The sequence below is a fragment of the Shimia sp. CNT1-13L.2 genome (assembly GCF_024331145.1).
In the GTDB taxonomy this organism is placed as follows: domain Bacteria; phylum Pseudomonadota; class Alphaproteobacteria; order Rhodobacterales; family Rhodobacteraceae; genus Shimia.
Genome location: NZ_JANDJO010000003.1, coordinates 466213 through 487040, shown reverse-complemented (window position 1 = coordinate 487040; position 20828 = coordinate 466213). Strand labels below are relative to the sequence as shown.

General features: G+C 61.4%; 18 protein-coding genes. 8 read left to right on the top strand and 10 right to left on the bottom strand.

Annotation, left to right across the window (positions count from 1 at the left end; translation table 11 throughout):
- Positions 1-127 precede the first annotated feature (127 nt).
- Positions 128-1840 (top strand): extracellular solute-binding protein, encoded by a 1713-nt coding sequence (locus NNA36_RS09175; RefSeq protein WP_255106839.1) that lies wholly within the window; start codon positions 128-130, stop codon positions 1838-1840.
- 6 nt (positions 1841-1846) lie between these two features.
- A complete protein-coding gene (locus tag NNA36_RS09170; RefSeq protein ID WP_255106590.1) occupies positions 1847-1963 on the top strand; it encodes an entericidin in 117 nt (38 codons plus the stop codon).
- A gap of 1 nt (position 1964) precedes the next feature.
- Here the strand turns inward: NNA36_RS09170 and NNA36_RS09165 are convergent, their stop codons facing one another.
- The 3 genes from NNA36_RS09165 to NNA36_RS09155 all read right to left on the bottom strand — a co-directional run bounded on the left by NNA36_RS09165 (position 1965) and on the right by NNA36_RS09155 (position 5389).
- Positions 1965-3338: a cytochrome P450 gene (locus NNA36_RS09165; protein WP_255106588.1), complete on the bottom strand. Its 1374-nt coding sequence runs from the start codon at positions 3336-3338 to the stop codon at positions 1965-1967.
- Positions 3335-4549, bottom strand: a complete 1215-nt coding sequence (locus tag NNA36_RS09160) for a hypothetical protein (RefSeq protein WP_255106586.1) — start codon at positions 4547-4549, stop codon at positions 3335-3337. Before NNA36_RS09160 ends, NNA36_RS09165 begins: the two co-directional genes overlap by 4 nt.
- Before the next feature lie 87 nt (positions 4550-4636).
- The gene (locus tag NNA36_RS09155) at positions 4637-5389 is read right to left on the bottom strand and encodes a cytochrome c biogenesis CcdA family protein (protein ID WP_255106584.1); all 753 of its coding nucleotides are present in this window, start codon (positions 5387-5389) and stop codon (positions 4637-4639) included.
- Positions 5390-5526: 137 nt separating this feature from the next.
- Here NNA36_RS09155 and NNA36_RS09150 point away from each other — a divergent pair, with 137 nt between their 5' ends.
- On the top strand, positions 5527-5751 hold the full coding sequence (locus NNA36_RS09150) for a sulfurtransferase TusA family protein (RefSeq protein ID WP_255106583.1): 225 nt from the start codon (positions 5527-5529) through the stop codon (positions 5749-5751).
- A gap of 102 nt (positions 5752-5853) precedes the next feature.
- Here the strand turns inward: NNA36_RS09150 and NNA36_RS09145 are convergent, their stop codons facing one another.
- The 6 genes from NNA36_RS09145 to purC all read right to left on the bottom strand — a co-directional run bounded on the left by NNA36_RS09145 (position 5854) and on the right by purC (position 14485).
- Positions 5854-9060, bottom strand: a complete 3207-nt coding sequence (locus NNA36_RS09145) for a ribonuclease E/G (protein ID WP_255106580.1) — start codon at positions 9058-9060, stop codon at positions 5854-5856.
- Between the two features lie 533 nt (positions 9061-9593).
- Positions 9594-10928 carry a sigma-54 dependent transcriptional regulator gene (locus tag NNA36_RS09140; RefSeq protein ID WP_255106578.1) on the bottom strand — a complete coding sequence of 445 codons (1335 nt, stop codon included), beginning with the start codon at positions 10926-10928 and terminating at the stop codon, positions 9594-9596.
- A gap of 3 nt (positions 10929-10931) precedes the next feature.
- A complete protein-coding gene (locus tag NNA36_RS09135; RefSeq protein ID WP_255106576.1) occupies positions 10932-12698 on the bottom strand; it encodes an ATP-binding protein in 1767 nt (588 codons plus the stop codon).
- 36 nt (positions 12699-12734) lie between these two features.
- Positions 12735-13403 carry a phosphoribosylformylglycinamidine synthase subunit PurQ gene (gene purQ, locus NNA36_RS09130; protein ID WP_255106574.1) on the bottom strand — a complete coding sequence of 223 codons (669 nt, stop codon included), beginning with the start codon at positions 13401-13403 and terminating at the stop codon, positions 12735-12737.
- Complete coding sequence (gene purS, locus NNA36_RS09125) at positions 13403-13633, bottom strand: phosphoribosylformylglycinamidine synthase subunit PurS (protein WP_255106572.1); 231 nt, start codon at positions 13631-13633, stop codon at positions 13403-13405. Before purS ends, purQ begins: the two co-directional genes overlap by 1 nt.
- Positions 13634-13726: 93 nt before the next feature.
- A complete protein-coding gene (purC, locus tag NNA36_RS09120; RefSeq protein ID WP_255106571.1) occupies positions 13727-14485 on the bottom strand; it encodes a phosphoribosylaminoimidazolesuccinocarboxamide synthase in 759 nt (252 codons plus the stop codon).
- Positions 14486-14643: 158 nt separating this feature from the next.
- Between purC and NNA36_RS09115 the strand changes: the two genes are divergently transcribed.
- The 5 genes from NNA36_RS09115 to NNA36_RS09095 all read left to right on the top strand — a co-directional run bounded on the left by NNA36_RS09115 (position 14644) and on the right by NNA36_RS09095 (position 19587).
- Positions 14644-14958 carry a DUF1476 domain-containing protein gene (locus NNA36_RS09115; RefSeq protein ID WP_255106569.1) on the top strand — a complete coding sequence of 105 codons (315 nt, stop codon included), beginning with the start codon at positions 14644-14646 and terminating at the stop codon, positions 14956-14958.
- A gap of 264 nt (positions 14959-15222) precedes the next feature.
- Positions 15223-16974, top strand: coding sequence for a phosphatidylglycerol lysyltransferase domain-containing protein (locus NNA36_RS09110; protein ID WP_255106567.1), 1752 nt, complete (start codon positions 15223-15225; stop codon positions 16972-16974).
- Positions 16975-17073: 99 nt separating this feature from the next.
- Positions 17074-18087, top strand: coding sequence for a betaine--homocysteine S-methyltransferase (gene bmt, locus NNA36_RS09105; protein ID WP_255106564.1), 1014 nt, complete (start codon positions 17074-17076; stop codon positions 18085-18087).
- A 133-nt stretch (positions 18088-18220) separates the two neighbouring features.
- Entirely contained in the window at positions 18221-19069 is an 849-nt protein-coding gene (locus tag NNA36_RS09100) for an SH3 domain-containing protein (protein WP_255106561.1), read from the top strand.
- A 251-nt stretch (positions 19070-19320) separates the two neighbouring features.
- Entirely contained in the window at positions 19321-19587 is a 267-nt protein-coding gene (locus tag NNA36_RS09095) for a hypothetical protein (protein ID WP_255106558.1), read from the top strand.
- Positions 19588-19596: 9 nt separating this feature from the next.
- On the opposite strand, the gene NNA36_RS09090 is transcribed toward NNA36_RS09095, so the two are convergent.
- The gene (locus NNA36_RS09090; RefSeq protein WP_255106838.1) at positions 19597-20682 is read right to left on the bottom strand and encodes a PA0069 family radical SAM protein; all 1086 of its coding nucleotides are present in this window, start codon (positions 20680-20682) and stop codon (positions 19597-19599) included.
- Between the last annotated feature and the right edge of the window lie 146 nt (positions 20683-20828).

Here is a 20828-nt window from a genome sequence, read left to right as displayed (position 1 = left end):
AGGCCCGAGCAGGATTGTCCCCCATATGCGACCAGTTAGTTTCCAGCGGATTCGCCGATTTGGCCTCGCGATTCCCCTTCTTTCCTTGGCTTCGGGCGGCTTTGCCGAACCCTCGCATGGAATCGCCATGTACGGAGACCCAGCACTTCCGGCTGATTTCAAATCCTTACCCTACGCGAATGCCGCGGCCCCAAAGGGCGGCAGAATCGTCACCGGCAACACTGGTGGATTCGATTCGCTCAACCCATTCGTGCGCAAGGGACGGGTGCCCTGGCAGCTGCGATTCTTCACCCACGAATCGCTCATGGGCCGAAATTGGGATGAACCTTTCGCACTTTACGGGCTTCTGGCCGAAAGCATCGAAACCGGCCCCAACCGCGAATGGGTCGAATTCACCCTGCGCGAGGAAGCGCGGTTCTCCGATGGCACTCCCGTCACCGTTGAAGACGTGATCTGGTCCTATGAAACCCTCGGCACCGAAGGCCACCCGCGCTATCACAGCCTCTGGAACCAGATCGACCGCATCGACACCACAGGGCCGCGATCTGTGCGCATCACCTTCAACACCGAAAACCGCGAACTGGCCCTGATCGCAGGCCTGCGACCGATCCTGCAAAAGGCGCAGTGGCACGACAAGCCCCTTGCCGAGGCCACGCTGTCGGACATCCCCATCGGCTCTGCCCCCTATGTGGTAGAGGATTTCGAGGCCGGGCGGTTTGTCACCCTCAAACGCAATCCTGATTACTGGGGCCTGCACCTGCCTTTGCGCCAGGGTATCGCCAACGTCGACGAAATCCGCATCGACTTTTACGGCGACGAAGACGTCATGTTCGAGGCCTTCAAGGGCGGTGCCCTGTCCTATATCCGCGAATTCAACGCCGAGGCCTGGGCCACACAATACGATTTCCCCGACGCGGCCTCCGGCGCGGTTGTGAAATCCGAAATCCCGCACCAGAAACCGTCGGGGATCACCGGCCTTGCCATGAACCTGCGCCGCGCCCCGTTTGATGATATCCGCGTGCGCGATGCGCTGATGCACGCCTTCAACTTTGAATTTATCTCCGACACGCTGACCGGCGGTCGGCAGCCGCGCATCACCTCATACTTCTCCGGCTCATACCTTGCCATGCAGGACGCGCCCGCTTCGTCAGAAGTGGCGGCCCTTCTGGCACCATACGCAGACACCCTGCCCGCCGATACTCTTGAGGACTACGACCTGCCCGCCTCGAACGGCAGCACGCGCAATCGCGGCAACATGCGCCGCGCCATGCAGCTTATGTCCGATGCCGGGTTCGACGTGGTCGATGGCGTCATGACCAAGCCGGATGGCACGCCCTTTACCTTCGACATCCTGTTGCGACAGGGAGACAAACAGGACAAGTCGATCATCGACATCTATCGCAAAGCGCTGGAAAAGCTGGGGATCTTCGTCACCATCACCGAGATCGACAATGCGCAATACACCCAACGCGTGTCTGCCTTTGATTTCGACATGACCGACTATCGCCGCGCCATGTCGCTTAGCCCCGGCAACGAACAGGCCCTCTACTGGGGCAGCGCCGCCGCGGATCAGGAAGGCTCGCGCAACATCATGGGCATCAAATCCCCTGCCATCGACGCGCTTGTCGAGGCCCTTACCAACGCGCGCGATCCACAGGAGTTCAAGACCGCGGCACAGGCCCTCGACCGCGTGTTGACCACGGGACGCTACGTGATCCCGATCTGGACCTACGCCGTGGGCCGCATCGCCCACCGCAAGGAACTGAAATACCCCGAAACTCTGCCCATCTATGGCGACGGTGTCGAATGGATGCCGGGCGTCTGGTGGCACGAAGACTGAAGACCCATGAAAAAGACTCTCATCCTTCTGACCTGCCTCACCCTGATCTCTGCCTGCAACACCGTGGCTGGCATCGGCGAAGACGTGACCGCCGGGGCGGAAACCGTGCAGAGCTGGTTCTGACCTAACTCTCGCGCGGTGTTAGCCTGAGCCAGATGCCGTCCTTGGCCCGCACAGTCAGATGGGCCTCGGGCACCGGCTCACGCCCACGCACGGTTTCGAACCGAAAGGCCCGCACCAACAGCGACAGAAGCAACGCACCTTCGATCATCGCGAACCCGGCGCCGGTGCAGACCCTCTGGCCCGACGAAAACGGGATATAGGCGTTGCGCAGGCATTCTTTGCCGTTCTCCGTCTTGAACCGCTCGGGATCGAATTCGTCCGGGCGTTCCCACAGGCGTTCATGGCGATGCAGGTGCCAGGGGCTCAGGACAACCTGACTGCCCACAGGCACCTCGCGGGCGCGGAATTCCTCTGGACAGGTGTTCTGACGCACCATCATCGGCACCGGCGGATAAAGCCTAAGCGCCTCGCGGAACACCTCGCGCGAGGTGCGCAGCTTGGACACGGCCGAGAAATAGATCTTATCGGGGTCCAGAACCTCATTCGCCTCGGCCGCGAGCTTGTCCTGCCATTCGGGATAAAGCGCCAGAAGATACAGCGCCCAGGCAAGCGCCGAGGCGCTTGTCTCGTGGCCGGCCAGGAAGAAGATCGCCACCTGGTCGACCATCTCTTCCGTGTCGAACTTTTCGCCTGTTTCCGGATCAGCGGTGGTCATGATCTTGGTGGCAAGGTCATCCGGCGCGGTTCCTGCCTCGATGGCCGCCATACGCTCGGTTGTCAGCTGTTCGATCAGGGCGCGGATCTGGGTTGCGGTCTCCTTGGTCCGGCGGCTGTGAAAGCGTGGGAACCACTTGGGCAGCGGCAACAGCGCCCCAAGGTTTACAACCGGTTGTTCGTTCTGGTGTTCGCGGAAGGTGGAAAACACCTTGCCCGCAACCTCGTGCTCGATCGGGATCGAAAACAGGGTGCGGAAAATCACGTCCGCCGCCGCGTGGCTGGTCTGGGCCTCGATCTCGATCGGCCCGTCGAGCGCTTCTTTGCGCAACCGCTCGACCGCCGCCACACCCGCATCCCACATCGCCGGAAACGTGTCCCGCAACCGCCCGCCTTCAAAAGCCGGATCAATGATGCGCCGCTGGCGTTTCCATGTCTCGCCATTGGTGATGAACACCGAATTGCCCAACAGCGGCACCAGCCCCTCCCGCACCCGTTCGGACTTGGGAAAATCATCCGGTCGCTTGTTCAGGACAAGATCAACCAGCTCGGGATCATTGCACATGAAGCTGCGAAAGAACGGGGTGCGGAATTCCGCCATCCACGCGCGGTAAAGACGCTGCGGCTGGGCTGACAGAATGTCCTGCCGGAACAGCTTGAGGTATTTCCAGAGCGAGACCCGGTCAGCCCGCGCCGCCGGTTTCGGGGGAAGACGTGTCATTCAAGAACACTCGTGAACTTGTTGACCGGACGTTCGATCCGGCTTTTGGAAGGCACGCGCCCGTCATAACGTTCGCGCAGTGTGATCGGCCCGGCGGTGATCTTGAAGTAATCGTAATCACCGGGATTGTCGAAGGCACAGAGATACTGGAAATGCAGGCGGAAGAACCGCCAGCGCAACTCTTTCCAACGCTCGGCACTCAGGGTCTGGGTAAAGGCCGCAGACACCACCAGCGGCCAGCGTTTGCCGCCCTCCGGTTCTACGCCCGACACGCTGACCGGATCACAGAGCGCAAAGGCACAGCCATCGCCCGGCGCGGTCACATCCACCCAGGCCAGTTCACGGCGCTGGCACAGAAAGGCCAGATCGCCCCGCAGGCGTTTGGCCTCGGGCAGGAACGACACCATCGGCACCACCTGCCCCAAGGACAGGAACCCAAGCGCCGGCCCGTCTTCGGGCACCCGCCCCTGCCGGATCAGGTCGGCAAGGATCGACACAGCCAGATGCGCGCCGCTGGAATGACCGACCACCAGAACCTCATCCACATCGTCGCGCAGGGCGGCCTCGATGGCATCGGCAAACTCGGCCAACCGCCGCTCAAGCGGCGCGGGATTGGCCCCTTTCCAGCGCGCCGAATAGGCATAGTCATGCATCAGGTAATAGGCAAAGAACTTGCCGTCTTTCTTGCGAAACCAGTTGAGCAGGAAAGGCACGATCACCAACCCGCCCCAGGCTGTCCAATCCGGCAGAGCCAAAGCCAGAATCTGGCCCAGCCCATAGGCCGCGACAAGCGCAAGACCAAGCTGTACAAGCAGGAACACCACGGGATAAAGCGCCGCGATCACCGGCCCCTTGCGCAGTTTCATCAACCGCCAAAGCGCCCCTGACCCGATATAGGCCCAGGCCGTCCGCGCCAGTTGCAGATAGGTGGCGGGGATCGAATTCGACATGCTGTCGCGCACGATGTCAGACCAGACCAGAACCTCGACATCGGCCTGTGTCTCGGCCCCGTCGATCCTGCCGGTCACATGCCAGCCATAGGTGCCGCCCCCCGTCTTGGGAGCCAGTGTCACCTCGTATCCGGAAATCGCGCCCTGCGCCCCGCTCTCCTTGCGGTACAATTCGCGGTAGCGGCGGGGATGAATGGGATCATAGCCGGGAATATAGAATACCCGACGGCGCTTTACCGTTTGTTCCTTGCTCTGGCCCATTGTTCTACCTCTGGGACAAACACTAGCCCCACAATGCGGCTGAAGTAAGTCAAAAGCAGAGCCAGAAGATTGCGCTAGGGCAAGGAATTAGCCAAGCGTCGCCAGCGCCGGGAAGGTTTCCAGAAGCCAGAAGGAAAACGCCGAGAAACCGCCGGTCAGCATCAAAAGGCCGATGGTCCACAACAAAAGGCCCATGATGCGTTCGATCTGTTCCATGTGGCGCTTCATCCAGCCCATCAGGCCGCCCAGCTTCGGCAGGAAGGCCGCCACCAGCAGGAACGGAATGCCAAGCCCCGCAGCATAGACCGCCAGCAGCATGGTGCCGCGCGTCAGCGAGGCCTCACCCGCGGCTAGCGACAGGATCGCGCCCAGTTGCGGGCCAATGCAGGGCGTCCAGCCAAAGGCGAAGGCCAGGCCAAGGATATAGGCCCCAAAGGACGAACCGCCCTGATCCCCGACATCCAGCCGCGCCTCGCGATCAAGGAACCCGATCCGGTAGACGCCCACGAAATGCGCACCAAAGATCATCACGATGACCCCCGCGATGGTGTTGAACCAGCCCTGATAGGACAGGAACAGCGAGCCAATCGCCGAGGCGGTAAAGCCGAGGAACAGGAACACCGTCGACAGGCCCAGCACAAAGAACAGCGCCGGCACAACCGCGCTTTTCTTCTGCGCGCCACCATCGGCAAGATCGCTCACGCTGACCCCGCTCATATAGGCAAGATAAGGCGGCACGATAGGCAGCACACAGGGGCTCAGGAACGAGATAACCCCGGCCGTGAGCGCCACGAACATGGCGGGCAGAAGGCCCGCGTCGATGATGTCGATTCCAAACATGTCTTCCGCTTACTTCAATCCGAGGCAAAGGTCACCTCAAGAGCCTTTCACAACCCTGTGTCATGCTTTCGCGCCCCGAACCTTGAGGCAAGTCAAGAGCGATGGACAGGGCCGCCGATTGGCCCTATGTCAGCAGCATGACACAAGAAATCGACGCCATCGGGCTGCTGTGCCCCCTGCCCGTCCTGAAGCTGCGCAAGCGCCTGCAACCGCTTGCCGCCGGGGACCGTATCCTCCTGATCGCCGACGATCCCGCGGCCATCGTCGACGTGCCGCATTTCTGCAATGAAAGCGGCCACACGCTGGTCGCGTCCGAAGAAAAGGACGGCGCCCTGACCTTCCTCGTGGAAAAACGCGCCTGATATCAGGCGCGTCCAAGACTGCGCCAGACCGCTGACGGCTGGCACCAAAAGAAAAAGCCGGGGGTCGATCCCCCGGCTTTTTCTGTTCTGATTTACAAGGCGTTATCCGCGCGACCACCAGCCGCGACGTTTCGGCTTGGGCGGGGCTGCCGGTTCGGCTTCGGCCACAAGGGCTGGTTCCGGCTCTTCCGCGGGGGCTTCGGTCTGTGCTTCAACAGCCTCTTCCACCTCTGCAACCTCTTCGGCAGGCGCTTCAGCTTCAACGGCCTCTTCTGCCTCGGCTTCCGCGACCTCTTCAGGTGCCTCCGTAGGCGCTTCCGCCTCTTCGGCCACCTCGACAGCCTCTTCCGCAGGGGCTTCGGCTTCGGCCGCAACAGCGGCCTCTTCCTGCGCATCCACCGCTTCAGTAGCGGTCTCGGCGGTCGCTTCTTCGCTCGCCTCTACCGCGGTCTCTTCTGCAGTTTCTTCCGCAGCCTCTTCAACCTTGTCGTCCGACTTCTTGCGAGACCGCGAGCGCGAGCGGTTGCGCGAACGGCTGGACTTCTTCTTCTCTTCCTTGGGAGCATCTTCCCCCTCGGCCTCGGTCGAAGCCTCGCCTTCGGTTGCGTCTTCGCCCGCCTCGGACGCCTCTTCAGACTGTTCCTGATCCGAATCCGCCTCGGTGCCCTCGGTCTTGGACGACCGGCTGCGGCTGCGACGACGACGACGGCGGCGCTTCTTGGGCTTGGTTTCGCCCTCTTCACCATCCTTGGCCTCGGTCACCTCTTCGGCTTCGGCCTCGATCAGGTCCTCGTCCACATCGTCCATGATCGACATGTCGACAGAGACAACCGGCGCCGAGACTTCCGGAACCACGCGGGTCGCGGTTTTAAACTTCTCAAGCGAGTAGTCCGGCGAGATCAAGTGCACATCGCCCTCGATCCGGACCGAAAGCCCGTAACGCGCTTCGATCTGCGCGATATGTTCGCGCTTCTGGTTCATCAGGTAGTTGGCAATCGCAACCGGAACCCGCACGAGAACCTCGCGCGAACGACGGCGGGTGCCTTCTTCCTCGATCTGGCGCAGGATCGACAGCGCAAGGTTGTCGTCCGAACGGATCAGGCCGGTGCCGTGGCAATGCGGACACGGCTGCGTGGTGGCCTCGATCATGCCGGGGCGCAGACGCTGGCGGCTCATTTCCATAAGGCCAAAGCCCGAGATGCGACCCACCTGAATGCGGGCGCGGTCGGTCTTGAGCTTGTCCTTCATGCGCTTTTCGACGGCGGCGTTGTTCTTGCGCTCGTCCATGTCGATAAAGTCGATGACGATCAGGCCGGCAAGGTCACGCAGACGCAGCTGGCGGGCTACTTCTTCGGCGGCTTCCAGGTTGGTCTTGAGCGCGGTTTCCTCGATCGAGCCTTCCTTGGTGGCACGACCCGAGTTCACGTCGATTGCCACAAGCGCCTCGGTCACGCCGATCACGATGTACCCACCGGATTTCAGCTGAACCGTCGGGTTGAACATCGACGACAGGTAGCTTTCCACCTGGTAGCGCGCGAACAGCGGCAGCGCGTCGTGGTAGTGCTTCACGTTGCGCGCGTGGGACGGCATGATCATCTTCATGAAGTCCTTGGCGATGCGGTAACCGCGATCCCCTTCGACCAGAACCTCGTCGATCTCGCGGCTGTACAAATCGCGGATCGAGCGTTTGATCAGGTCGCCTTCTTCATAGATCTTCGCCGGCGCAATGGATTTCAGCGTGAGTTCGCGAATCTGCTCCCACATGCGTTGCAGGTATTCATAGTCGCGCTTGATCTCGGTCTTGGTGCGCTTGGCACCGGCGGTGCGCACGATCAGGCCTGCACCCTTCGGCACGTCCAGCTCGTTGGCAATTTCCTTGAGCTTCTTGCGGTCGGTGGCGTTGGTGATCTTGCGGCTGATGCCACCGCCACGCGCGGTGTTCGGCATCAGGACACAGTAACGACCGGCCAGCGACAGATAGGTGGTCAGGGCTGCACCCTTGTTGCCACGCTCTTCCTTGACGACCTGCACCAGCATGATCTGGCGCACCTTGATCACTTCCTGGATCTTGTAACGGCGCGGGCGCGGTTTGCGCGGCGGGCGGATGTCGTCGGAATCATCTTCGTCGGCAACAGATTCGATGCTGGAATCCTTGCTCGAGGCATCCGATTTCTTCGACTTTTTGTCGTCATCATCGTCGCTGTCGTCACCGTCCTCGGCGTCATCCGCCTCGACTTCGGTGTCTTTTGCTTCCTCTGCGGCTTCCTCTGCTGCGTCATCCGCCTCTTCGGTTGCCTCGGGTGCCTCTTCAGCGGTTTCCGCCTCGGATTCTTCAGCAACAGCCTCTTCGGTTTCCGCAGGTGCCTCGGCCTCTACCTCTTCGGCAGGTGCTTCTTCAGCCGCCGGAGCTTCGGCAGCTTCGGCCTCTTCCTCGGCCTTGGGCGCGCTTTCGACTTCCTCGCCGGTTTCCGGATCAAGGCTGACAACCGCATCGTCGCCTTCCGTGGCCATGGCCATGGTCTTGCCGCTGTCGTCTTCGTCTTTGTTTTCAGAAGTCTCTTCCGAGGTCTCTTCCGAAACCTCCGCAACCTCTTCCGCGGCCTCTTCGGCAGCGCCGCCCTCGACCTCTTCGGCCTCTGCGACAACGGTTTCCTCTTCCGATGCTTCAGCTTCCGGTGCTTCGGCCTCGGCAACCTCTTCGGCCGCCTCTTCCGCAGGCGCTTCGGCTTCGACAACGTCTTCCGTTGCTTCAACCTCGTCCGCCGGTTCTTCTACCGGGGTCTCGGCGACCAGTTCCATCGGGGACAGGCCCTCGGTGGTGTCATCACCGGCATCGGTCTCGAGATCAATGGTTTCCATACCCTCGATCTGTGCCGCATCCGCGGTGTCCACGATAACGTCGGTATCTTGGGTCTCAACGACCTCTGCTGCCTTGGTCTCTTTCGATTTCGAACGCGACCGGCTACGCGAGCGGGAGCGCGAGCGCGACTTCGGCTTTTCTTCTTCCTCGTCACGCGCCTTCATCGCCTCGGCATAGGCGCGTTCTTCCTCAAGCAGCGCCTCACGGTCTGCCACAGGGATCTGATAGTAATCGGGATGGATTTCCGAAAACGCGAGGAAGCCATGACGGTTGCCGCCATAGTCCACGAATGCTGCCTGGAGCGAGGGTTCGACCCGCGTAACCTTTGCTAGATAGATGTTACCTGCGAGCTGACGTTTGTTTTCGGACTCAAAGTCGAATTCCTCAACCTTGTTTCCGTCCACCACCACAACGCGGGTCTCTTCCGCGTGGGTGGCGTCGATAAGCATTTTCTTTGCCATTGGTTCCGTATGCACAGCCGCAATCGCCCGCGTCCCGGCGGGCCGAGTTGGAGGGATTGCGTGCGGTGTCTTGTCTGGGCGAAGCTAGGCGCGCGGCCGAGGGGGCCGCTGGCGGCCTCTGCTCGGTCTCTCAATGTCATCGCGCGCTTCATCGCGTTTCTTCTCCGACGCTCGAAAGGCATTTGGGCACTTTCTGCGTCTGTTATACGCCCGCCGCCTTGGCGGTCCGGGCAACTCTCTGCCCCTCTTTCAAGGGGCCAATCGGTCTGGACGGGAAGTTGGGCATTCTCTGCCGTCAGCCATCTCAATCCAGCGAAACTCATGCGGGGCGTCCCGTAGGACAGACCTCCGTAAAGCTACATAAGACCACGATCAGGGAAATTACAATGCCAAATGGTAAGCGGCTTCAAAAACGCCCGTCAAAAAGGCTGATTTCACGGCATCTTTTACCAAATCCTTAACGTCCAACGGAAAACACCCGCCGGTTGGGCGGGTGTTTCAACATGCGTTGCAGTATGGACCTACAGGTAGTCCGCCCGCTGAAGGCCGTATTTGGCCATCTTCTCGTTCAGCGTCCGACGCGGCAGGCACAGTTCTTCCATGACACTGGCGATCGACCCCCGGTGCCGCCGCATGGTGTTGTCGATCAGCATCCGCTCGAACGCCTCGACATATTCCTTGAGCGGCTTGCCCTCGGTGGTCATCACCGGCTGCATATCCTCGTGATCGTTCATCAGGAGCGAGGCAATGGTCCCCTCACCCCGACGGCTTTGCAAAACGGCCCGTTCCGCGAGGTTGATCAACTGGCGCACGTTGCCCGGCCACGGCGCCTGCAACAGCTGCGCCGCTTCCTGCGCGCTGACCTTGGGGGCGTCACAGCCATAGTCATCGGCAAACTGCTCGGACAGACGGGTAAACAAGGTCAGGATATCCTCGCCCCGCTGGCGCAAAGGCGGCACCGTGATCTTGAGCGCGGCAAGGCGATAGAACAGATCCGACCTCAGAGCATCCTCGCAGGTGCGATCCTGTTCCTGCATGTTGCAGATCGCGATGATCCGCGTCTCCGCAGGTGTCCCCTGTTCGTTGATAACATTCAGCAATTTCGCCTGAAGCCCGTCGCTCAGCATCTCGACATCCTCAAGCACAAGCGTGCCGCCGCGGGCCTCCTCGATGGCGGGCAACTGGCTGTCTTCCGGCAACATCGGCCCGAACAGACGCCGCGCCAGTGCCTCTTCCTCAAAGGCGCCACAGCTGACCAGCACGAATTTCTTACCAGCGCGGCTACCAACCGCGTGCAGGGCATGGGCCACCAGCGTCTTGCCGGTGCCGGTCTCGCCATCAATCAGAACATGGCCGTCCGCCTGCCCCAGATCCAGAATGTCTTCTTTCAGGCGCTCCATCACCGGGCTCGCCCCGATCAGCTTTTTCATCAGCTGGCCGCCATCCGACAACTCGCGCCGCAAGGCCCGCGCATCAAGCGTCATACGCCGCGCGGTTGTCGCCTTCTTGGCAAGCTGGCTCATCCGGTCGGGATTGAACGGCTTTTCAAGAAAGTCGAACGCCCCCACCCGCATCGCCTCAACCGCCATCGGCACGTCACCGTGGCCGGTGATCATGATCACCGGCAGCGCGCTGTCCGATCCCATCAACTTTTTCAGGAACTGCATCCCGTCCATGCCCGGCATCTTGATGTCCGAAATCACGATGCCCGGATAGTCCGGCCCCAGCTTCTTCAACGCATCCTCGGCGCTGGCAAAGGTCTCAGTGTCATAGCCCGACAATGCCAGCCACTGGCTGATCGACTGACGCATGTCCTGTTCGTCATCGACAATCGCGATTTTCATACCCTGGGCCATAAGTTACTCCGCTGCCTCGATATCTTCACTCAAAATAGGAAGCTGCACTTCAAATACAGCCCCCCCGTCCTGTCCGTTGCGCGCGGTCATCCGACCACCAAGATCGCTCACGATCCCCGAAGAAATCGCCAGCCCCAGCCCGACACCATCGCCCGGCTGCTTGGTGGTAAAGAACGGCTCAAACAGTTCATCCAGGTTCTCGATGCCCGGCCCGCTGTCCCGCACGGTCAGTGTGGCGGTTTCACCCGCCGCCAGAATTATCTCGATTTCGGGCTGGCTCAGCCCCTCCATCGCATCAAGCGCGTTGCGCAGAAGGTTGATGATCACCTGCTCGATGCGCACACGATCGCCCATCACCCGGACCTGTTCATCAGGAATGATCCGGCTGATGCGCACATGCCCCTGCTTGAGTTGCGGCTCCATCATCGACAGGGCCGACACCAGCGCGTCATTCATCACCACGGGCACGAAATCGTCACCGCCCTTTCGCGCATAGGATTTGAGCTGCTTGGTAATCGCGCCCATGCGCTCAATCAGGTCATCAATCCGGTGAAAAGATGACAGCGCCTCGTCAGGGCGGTTGCGCCGTACCAGAAGGCGTGCGCCTGCCAGATAGGTCTTCATCGCCGCCAGCGGCTGGTTCAATTCGTGGCTGACTGCCGCCGACATCTCGCCAAGCGCGGCCAATTTCGAACTCTGGGCCAGCGATTGTTCGGCTACGGCAAGGCTTTGCTGCATCCGTTCACGTTCGGAAATCTCGCGCTGGAGACGCATGTTCAGCACCCGCAACTCGGCGGATTCACGCTGGAAAAGGGCCATGCGCATGGCATTCTTGCGGTTCAGGAAAAAGAACGCCAGCGCCAGAAGGATGGCAAACCCCATGAATTCAAGCGCCAGAACCGCGTTCACCCGCTCGCGCACACTGGAATAGGTGGTGAACAGGGTCATACGCCAGCCGCGGAAGGGAATCCGCGCATCTTCGCGCATCACGCCCTCTCCGCGCAGGTAGGCATCGGGCGGAAGCTGGGTCCAGTCCGAGGTCGCTTGAAGCGCGCGTTCAATCGCGCCCTGGGCCGGCTGGCGACGCAGGGCCTCTTCCTCGCTCAGGCCGCGCCAGCGTGGTTCCGTGGCAAGAATGATAGTGCCCTGGCTGTCGGTCACATAGACCGCATCGGAAATCCCGGCCCAGGCCCGCTCGAACTTCTGCAAGTCCGCCTCGACAGCGATCACTCCGATCACCTGACCATTGCTTTCAAGACGGCGCGCATAGGTGAAATGATAGGCACCACTCTCGTGCCGCTCGCCTGAAAAAACTGTAACGTTGGATCGTAACGCACTGATGAAAAACTCATATCCACGATAGTTTGCGCCGATCTTCGTGCGATCGGTGGCCGCAACGGTGCGCCCGTCGGCATCCAGCATCATCAGCGAGGCGGCCCCGATTTCATCAACAAAAGAAATCAGCCGTGCCGTCGATTGCGAAAAATCACCCGAGTTCAACGCCCCGATCAACGCCGGGTCCTTGGCCAGAAGCTGTGGCACGATCGCGTTGCGGCGCAATTCCGACTGAAGGTTGCCGGAATAGAGCGCAAGACGAAGCTCAGCCCGCGTGCGGGTGTTCTCGGTAAAACGGTCTGTCAGGAAAGAGTTGGTGACGATAATCGTCACCGCAGCCGCCACAAGGAGCAGCGCAAAAGCCAGACGCACCCGCCAGCTTGCAGCGCGTGTCCTCGGCGTCCGGGATTGGTCGGAAAGGGGCAGCTCTTCCATGACGTCAGATTACGCCGCCCCAAAACCAGTCACAAGTCACGCAGTGGCGAGTTGGTCCATCAACGAGCGGAACATTGCCACCCCGTCCGTGCCGCCATGACCTTCGTCCGCGGCCCGTTCCGGGTGCGGCATCATGCCAAGAACACGACGGTTTTTCGAAATCACACCGGCGATATCGGCAACCGACCCATTCGGGTTATCGGTATAAGTGAAGGCGATACGACCTTCGTCACGCAGCTGAGCCAGCTTTTCGTCGGTGACGAAATAGTTGCCGTCGTGGTGCGCGATCGGAACCTGGATTTCCTGGCCAAGTTCGTAGCCCGAGGTAAAGGCGGTTTCCGCGTTCTCGACCTTGAGACCAACGGTACGGCAGATGTACTTGAGACCCGCGTTGCGACGCAGCGCGCCGGGCAGAATGCCGGTCTCGGTCAGGATCTGGAAGCCGTTGCAGACGCCCACGGCATAACCGCCGCGCTCGGTGTGCTGGATCAGCGATTTGCAGATCGGCGAGTTTGCCGCGATTGCACCGCAGCGCAGGTAATCACCGAACGAGAAACCGCCCGGAACGCCCACGATATCAAGACCTTCGGGAAGGTCGGTGTCCTTGTGCCACACCATGGTGACATCCATGCCCGCACGTTCGAAGGCCACCGCGAGATCGCGGTCGCAGTTCGAACCCGGGAAAACGATGACCGCTGCCTTCATTACATCAGCTCCACGCGGTAGCTTTCGATCACGGTGTTGGCGAGAAGCTTCTCGCACATCTCGGTCACGGTGTCCTCGGTGGTGCCCTCGGCGAGGTCCAGCTCGATCACCTTGCCCTGGCGCACACCTTCCACGCCGTCAAAGCCGAGGCTGCCCAGTGCGTGGCGCACGGCCTCGCCCTGCGGGTCCAGAACGCCGTTTTTCAGCATCACGTACACACGTGCTTTCATGTCTTGTCTCTCCGGTTTGCGAAGAACCCTGATCCGGCTTCTTCGTTGCAAGATATCTTAAGTGCGACGCGCCCCGGTCCGGGGCGCGAGAGATTAGTTCACCAGCGTTGGCTTGGTCGGGGTCGACGTCTTGGGCATTACACCCAGACGGCGCGCCACTTCGGCATAGGCGTCGGTCAGGCTGCCAAGATCGCGGCGGAACACGTCCTTGTCGAGCTTCTGACCGGTCTCAAGGTCCCACAGCCGGCAGCTGTCGGGGCTGATTTCGTCGGCCACGACAAGACGCTGGAAATCACCTTCGTAAACGCGGCCGATCTCGATCTTGAAGTCGACCAGCTTGATGCCCACGCCATACATGACGCCGGACAGGTAATCGTTCACACGCAGCGCAAGGCCAAGGATGTCATCCATGTCCTGCTGGGTGGCCCAGCCAAAGGCCGCGATGTGCTCTTCGGTGACCAGCGGATCACCCAGGCTGTCATCCTTGTAGCAATACTCGACGATCGGGCGCGGCAGCTGGGTGCCTTCCTCGATGCCAAGGCGCTTACTCATCGAGCCTGCGGCGAAGTTGCGCACGATAACTTCCAGCGGAATGATCTCGCAGGAGCGCACAAGCTGCTCGCGCATGTTCAGGCGCTTGAGAAAGTGGGTCGGCACGCCGATCTGTGCCAGACCGGTCATGAAATACTCGGACAGGCGGTTGTTCAGCACGCCCTTGCCGTCGATCACGTCTTTCTTCTCGGCGTTGAACGCGGTCGCATCATCCTTGAAATATTGGACAATCGTGCCCGGCTCGGGGCCTTCGAACAGAATCTTGGCCTTGCCTTCGTAAATCTTCTTGCCACGCGCCATGAGAGGTCTCTTTCCTGTCTTGCGGGGGCGACTCCCCGCTTTGATGCGCCCTCTTAATCCATGGGCGGCATTGTCGCAAGCGCAGCACGCCCTCTTGCGGCGACGCGCGAGACGCTGCATACAAGGCCCAACGCCAACATTTGCAAAGGAATCCGCAGATGACCACCTTTGACGATCGCGAATCCGCATTCGAAAACAAGTTCGCGCATGATGAAGAAATGAACTTCAAGGCCGAAGCCCGCTGCAACAAGCTGCTGGGTCTCTGGGCCGCTGAACTGCTGGGCAAGTCCGGCGACGAGGCCGACGAATACGCCAAGACCGTCGTTATCGCCGATTTCGAAGAAGCCGGCCACGAAGACGTCGTGCGCAAGGTTGTTGCCGACCTCGAAGGCAAGATCACTTCGGACGAGATCCGCAGCAAACGCGCCGAGCTGCTGGTCATCGCCAAAGAGCAGATCATGCAGGAACTCTGATAGAGTTTGTCATGAAATGAACAGAGAAAGGCGCGTGGGTTACCCTCACGCGCCTTTTCTTTAACCAAATAGCCACTTGTTTTAACCCGATAATCCTTGACCCGAAACATGATGTTGGGGGATTCTGGTGAAAACAATACAAACACACAGGCACATATCTTGCAGTCGTTGAGGTCTTTGCGTCAGCTCCCTAAACACGTTCTGCCCCTCGCAATCGCGGCCGCGTGCGGCTGGCTGGTTGTCGAGCGGCTGGAAGGTCTCGACATGGCTGCACTCAAGGCCGCGATGACCACGCTGCAACCGCATCAGTGGCTGATCGCACTTGTTGCAACCGCCATCAGCTTCCTTGCCGTTGCCCGCTACGATGTGATTGCCCACCGCCATTTCCAGACCGGCGTACGCCCGCGCGATGCCACGCTGGGCGGCGCAACCGCCATCGCCCTTGGCCAGACCCTTGGCGCCGGTGCCGTGGTTGGCAGCTTCGTACGCTGGCGGATGCAGCCGGGCCTGAGCCTGATCGATGCCGCGCGCATCTCCGCCTTTGTCGCCGTGACCTTCCTTGCGGCCCTTGCCGTAGTGATCGCCGTCAGCGCCCTGATCCTGCCCGTGCCGCATATCCCGGGCTGGGTGCCTGCCGTGATTCTGGTCGCCGCCTGCTGTCTTGCCTTCCTGGCCTTCTTCTTTCCGGTTCTGCGTATCCTTGGCGGGCGCGAAATCGCCCTGCCGACCCTGCCCGCCATGGGCAGCCTGATGGCCCTGTGCCTGATCGATACCGTGGCGGCGGGCATCGCCTTCCATGCCCTGATCCCGCATGGGATCCAGTTGCACCTGCTGATGTTCCTGCCGGTGTTCCTTGTTGCGCTGGGTCTCGCGATCCTGTCCGGCACGCCCGGCGGCGTTGGCCCATTTGAGCTCACGCTGCTGTCGATGCTGCCGCATCTGCCGCATCCCGAGTTGATGGCCGCGATCATCGCCTTCCGCATTGTCTATTACGCCATCCCGGCAGTGATTGCCGCGATTGCCCTGCTCCGCCCGCTGCGCGAGCATGAGGCCTACCTCGCCACGCAAGCCTCCGATCTCGCCGACGCCCTCACCACCCCGCTGGCCCGCGCCGAACTGGGGGTCCTGCGCCAGAATGGCGGTTCGCTGGTGGATTGTGGTCACGGCATTTGCGGCATCGTGCGCACCGGCCAGACCCTGACCGCGCTGTTCGATCCCGTCGACAGCCACGCAGGCGAGCTTGCCACCCCGCTGCGCCGTATTGCCCGCGCCCAAAACCGCATCATCTGCAAGTACAAGATCACCTCGCGACAGGCGGTTCATGCCCGCCGCGAAGGCTGGGCCGTTCTGCATATCGCCGACGAGGCCCTGATCTGCACCCAATCGCACGATCTCAAGGGCGCCTCTTATCGCCAGCTGCGCCGCAAACTGCGCCATGCCGAAAAGGCCGGTGTGTCCATCGACGCCCCCGCCGCGCACGACCTGCCCCTGATCGAGATGCGCCGCATCTCACACGCTTGGGAAGATGCCCACGGCGTCGCACGGGGCTTTTCGATGGGACGTTTCGAAGAAGGCTATGTTGCCGAACAAAAGGTGCTTCTGGCCTGCACCGACAAGGGCTGCGTCGGTTTCATCACCCTGCACAGGTCTGCCCGCGAATGGTGCCTCGATCTGATGCGCATCCTGCCCGACGCCCCTGACGGCACCATGCACGCGCTTGTGAACCGCGCCATCGAATTGGCCCGCGAAGACAACATTCCCTGCCTGTCCCTCGCCGCGGTGCCCGCGCGTCCCGAAGGCTGCCATCCGGTGGAAAACACCATCCGTCGCAAATTCGATAAACACGCCAACGGCCCCGGCCTGCGCCAGTTCAAACAGTGTTTTGCGCCGCGCTGGCAACCGCTCTTCATGGCCGCCCCCGGCTGGCCACAGCTGACCTTTGCCGCCTGTGACCTGATCCGCTCGGTGCGCCTTGATCAACCGCGCCCCGCCCCCGTGCCGGTTCCCGCCGAATAACCCGCCTCATAATCAACATGAGACGAATTGCCATTGAAGACCGGCAATCGGCGTGACACATGTGCCCCAACGACAGCACGACCCTATAAGGAGGCCCGAATGACCAACGCGCTGACCAAACTGCTGGAAACCCGCGACTGGCTGATGGCCGACGGCGCCACCGGAACCAACCTGTTCAACATGGGTCTGGAATCCGGCGATGCCCCGGAACTCTGGAACGAAAAGCACCCCGACCGCATTAAGAAGCTCTACAGCCTCGCTGTCGATAACGGCTCGGACATCTTCCTGACCAACTCCTTCGGCGGCAATGCTGCCCGCCTCAAACTGCACGACGCCGGCCACCGCGCCCGCGAACTGTCGCGCATGTCGGCCGAGATCGGCCGCGAAGTCGCAGATGCTGCCGGTCGCCCCGTCATCGTGGCCGGTTCGGTTGGCCCGACCGGCGAGATCATGGAACCGGTTGGTGCGCTCAGCCACGCTGATGCCGTCGAGATCTTCCACGAACAGGCCGAAGGCCTCAAGGAAGGCGGGGCTGATGTCCTGTGGCTCGAAACCATTTCCGCCCCCGAAGAATACCGCGCCGCCGCCGAAGCCTTTGCGCTGGCCGATATGCCTTGGTGTGGCACCATGAGCTTTGACACCGCGGGCCGCACCATGATGGGTGTGACCTCGCAGGACATGTCGCAGCTTGTCGAAGGCCTGCCGAACGCGCCCCTCGCTTATGGCGCCAACTGCGGCACCGGCGCACCCGATCTTTTGCGCACGGTTCTGGGCTTTGCCGCCCAGGGCAACGAACGCCCCGTGATCGCCAAGGGCAACGCCGGCATTCCGAAATACGTGGATGGCCACATCCACTATGACGGCACGCCGGAGCTGATGGCCGACTATGCGGTCATGGCCCGCGATTGTGGCGCCACCATCATCGGCGGGTGCTGTGGCACCATGCCCGAGCACCTTGCCGCGATGCGCGAAGCTCTGGAGACCCGCCCGCGTGGCACCCGCCCTACGCTCGAACAGATCGCCGAAACCCTTGGCGGTTTCTCTTCGGCCAGCGATGGCACCGGCGACGACGCCGCCGCACCGGCCCGCCGCCGCAGCCGCCGTCGCGGGTAAGGCATACACATCAAAACAACCAAGGCGCGAACCCGACCGGATCGCGCCTTTTTCTTTTCAGCTTAGGGGCTTGCCCCTCCTATTGCGCCCTGTAACACTGCCCCCCGTTACCAAGTTCCTTTGACAATCCGAGATGCCATTGGACGACCGCACATCTACTCTGGGGCCAGCCGTCTTTATCGGCCTGATGGTCTACGCGCTGGCGACCTATACGCCGGCCGAAATTGTCTATGCCAACCCGGCGGACAAGATGGATACCGGTGTCATTTCAAAGGCAGACACGGTACCGCCCCCCGCAGAACTCGTTCTGGCGGCCCTGCCCCCAAAACCGCTGCCAGAGCCGCAACTAACCCGCCCCGCACGCTCGAGCCGTGCCACCGAGACCGGCGCAGACCGTCAGGTCGCCACCCTGCCTGCACCGCCAGCGCGCGTGACCGTCTCGCTAAAGGCCTCAGTGCCGGACGCACCGGTTGCCGACACCCCGCCGCGCCTTGCGATGCTGGCGCCCTTTGATGTTCTGTTGGCCCTACAAGGCCCTTTGCGTCCGCAACCAACATCCCACGAAGAAAGCTTCGCCGCGCTGGAAAGCCCCGCACGGGTATCGGTTCAGACATCCGGAGCTGAACAGATTGCCCCCGCAGAAGGCCAGACGCCCCGCGCCCTGCCCCTGCACCGCCCGCCCGCGATGATCCTGCGCGGCCCGACACGCCCCTTAAGGCCCAGCCGATCATCCGCCCCGTCCTCACCGATGGCGGCCCTTCCAAAACTTACCCTCGTCGGCGACTTCGTGAACCTGCGCAGGCAGCCCCGCGCCTCCTCGCGATCGCTTGGTAAATTCGACAGCGGCACAAAGGCTGTACTGGTCGACCGGCAGGGCAACTGGGCGCGGATTTTCCTACCCGCCCAGACACCGCCCATCACCGGTTGGATGTACGCGCCCTACCTCGCTGATTCTCTGAAAGATGCTCAAACCGGCAACTGATTGCGCTAAACGCCGGAAATCGCTGCTCAAACACCGTGCAGACGCAGCATTTGCTTGCGACCAATCGGAGCAATTTGACCTAGATCAGAGCCGCACCGAAACGCACTGACCCAAAGTAAAGTTGCCGGGTCCGTTCCGGTGGGGTTTTCCGGCCCCGGCCATCGCCAAAACCTCGCTTTTCTAACGCCAGCCACACGTCGGCTGACGCCAACGTAGGACCATAACTCGACTGTCCCTCAAAGGAGACACCCATGAGCATTCTGTTCGAAAAGATGACCCACGCGGCCCGCGACATCGCCGAGGCCCGCCTTCGTGAAGAAGGTCTGCTCGCCCCCGATGCCCCGCTGGAATACGCTTTCGAAGTGCTGCCGAGCGAACGTGACGCTCTTGAAAAGGCCCGTGCGGAGTTCGATACGAAAATCGCCGCCTGCACCGATGATGAAAGCCTCGCCGAGATGGCTGTCGCCAAGGCGCGCTGCGTCCGCGACGCCCTGAACGAGATGAAACAAGCCTCCTGAGCGCCACGCCTAGAACAAGGCCAGCTGATCCCCCTTCGCCAGCGGCGGGCAAAACAGATCCCGCCGCAACGAAGGCAGGTGTTTGTGCAATCCCTGCCGTTTCAGGGCCACATCGAACCGTGCGGCGATCATCTGGGCATAATGTCCCTCGCCGCGCATTCTCTTGCCCCATTCCGACGAATAGTCCGCACCGTCGTGCATTTCCCGCACCCGTGCCATCACCCGTGCCGCGCGATCAGGGAAATGTTCACTCAGCCATTCCTGGAACAGCTCCGACACTTCTCGCGGCAGCCGCAGCATGATCCAGCTGGCCGCCTCCGCCCCCGCCGCGCGCCCCGCAGCCAGAACCGCCTCAATCTCGTGATCGGTGATCGACGGCACCACCGGCGCCATCATCGCCCGCACCGGAATACCGGCCGCACTCAGAGCTTCGATGGTTTTCAGGCGGCGTGCGGGCGACGGCACACGCGGTTCAATCGCCCGCGCGACCTGTGGATCAAGCGTCGTGACCGAAATCCCGACATGCACCAGCCCGTCGCGCGCCATCTCCGACAGGATGTCGATGTCACGTTCAATCAGCGTCCCCTTGGTCACGATCCCCAATGGATGCTTGAAATCTCGCAGAACCTTCAGACAGGCGCGCCAGATACCCTGCTCTCTTTCAACCGGCTGATAGGGATCGGTATTGGTGCCCACCGCTAGCGTATCCACCCGGTAATTCTTGCGCCGCAACTCGCGTTCAAGAACCTCAGCCGCATTGGGGCGCCCCACCAGCTTCGTTTCAAACTCCAACCCCGGTGACAGCCCCAGATAGGCATGGGTGGGACGCGCAAAACAATAGACACAGCCATGTTCGCAGCCCCGATAAGGATTGATCGAGCGATCAAACGGAATGTCGGGCGAGGTATTGCGCGTGATCATGCTGCGCGCGGCCTCAAGCGTCAGCTCGGTGCGAAATCCGGAGCGCTCCTCAGCGATCTCCCAGCCGTCGTTTTCCTCGACTCGGGCGAGGTCAAACCGGCCGCTGTGATTGCTCACCGCGCCCCGCCCACGCCGCCGATCCGGATCAATCGTCTGAGAATGTCGCCGTTCCATACCAGCAAAATAGAACAAATAGGGAACTTATGCAATTAACCCCAAGATGAGCATGAGAATCTTTCACACCCAACCGTCTGTTTCATCGCTATAAGTCGGTCCCAGCGTCAGCCATGTCGCAATTTTGACAGTCGCGGCGGCAGAAA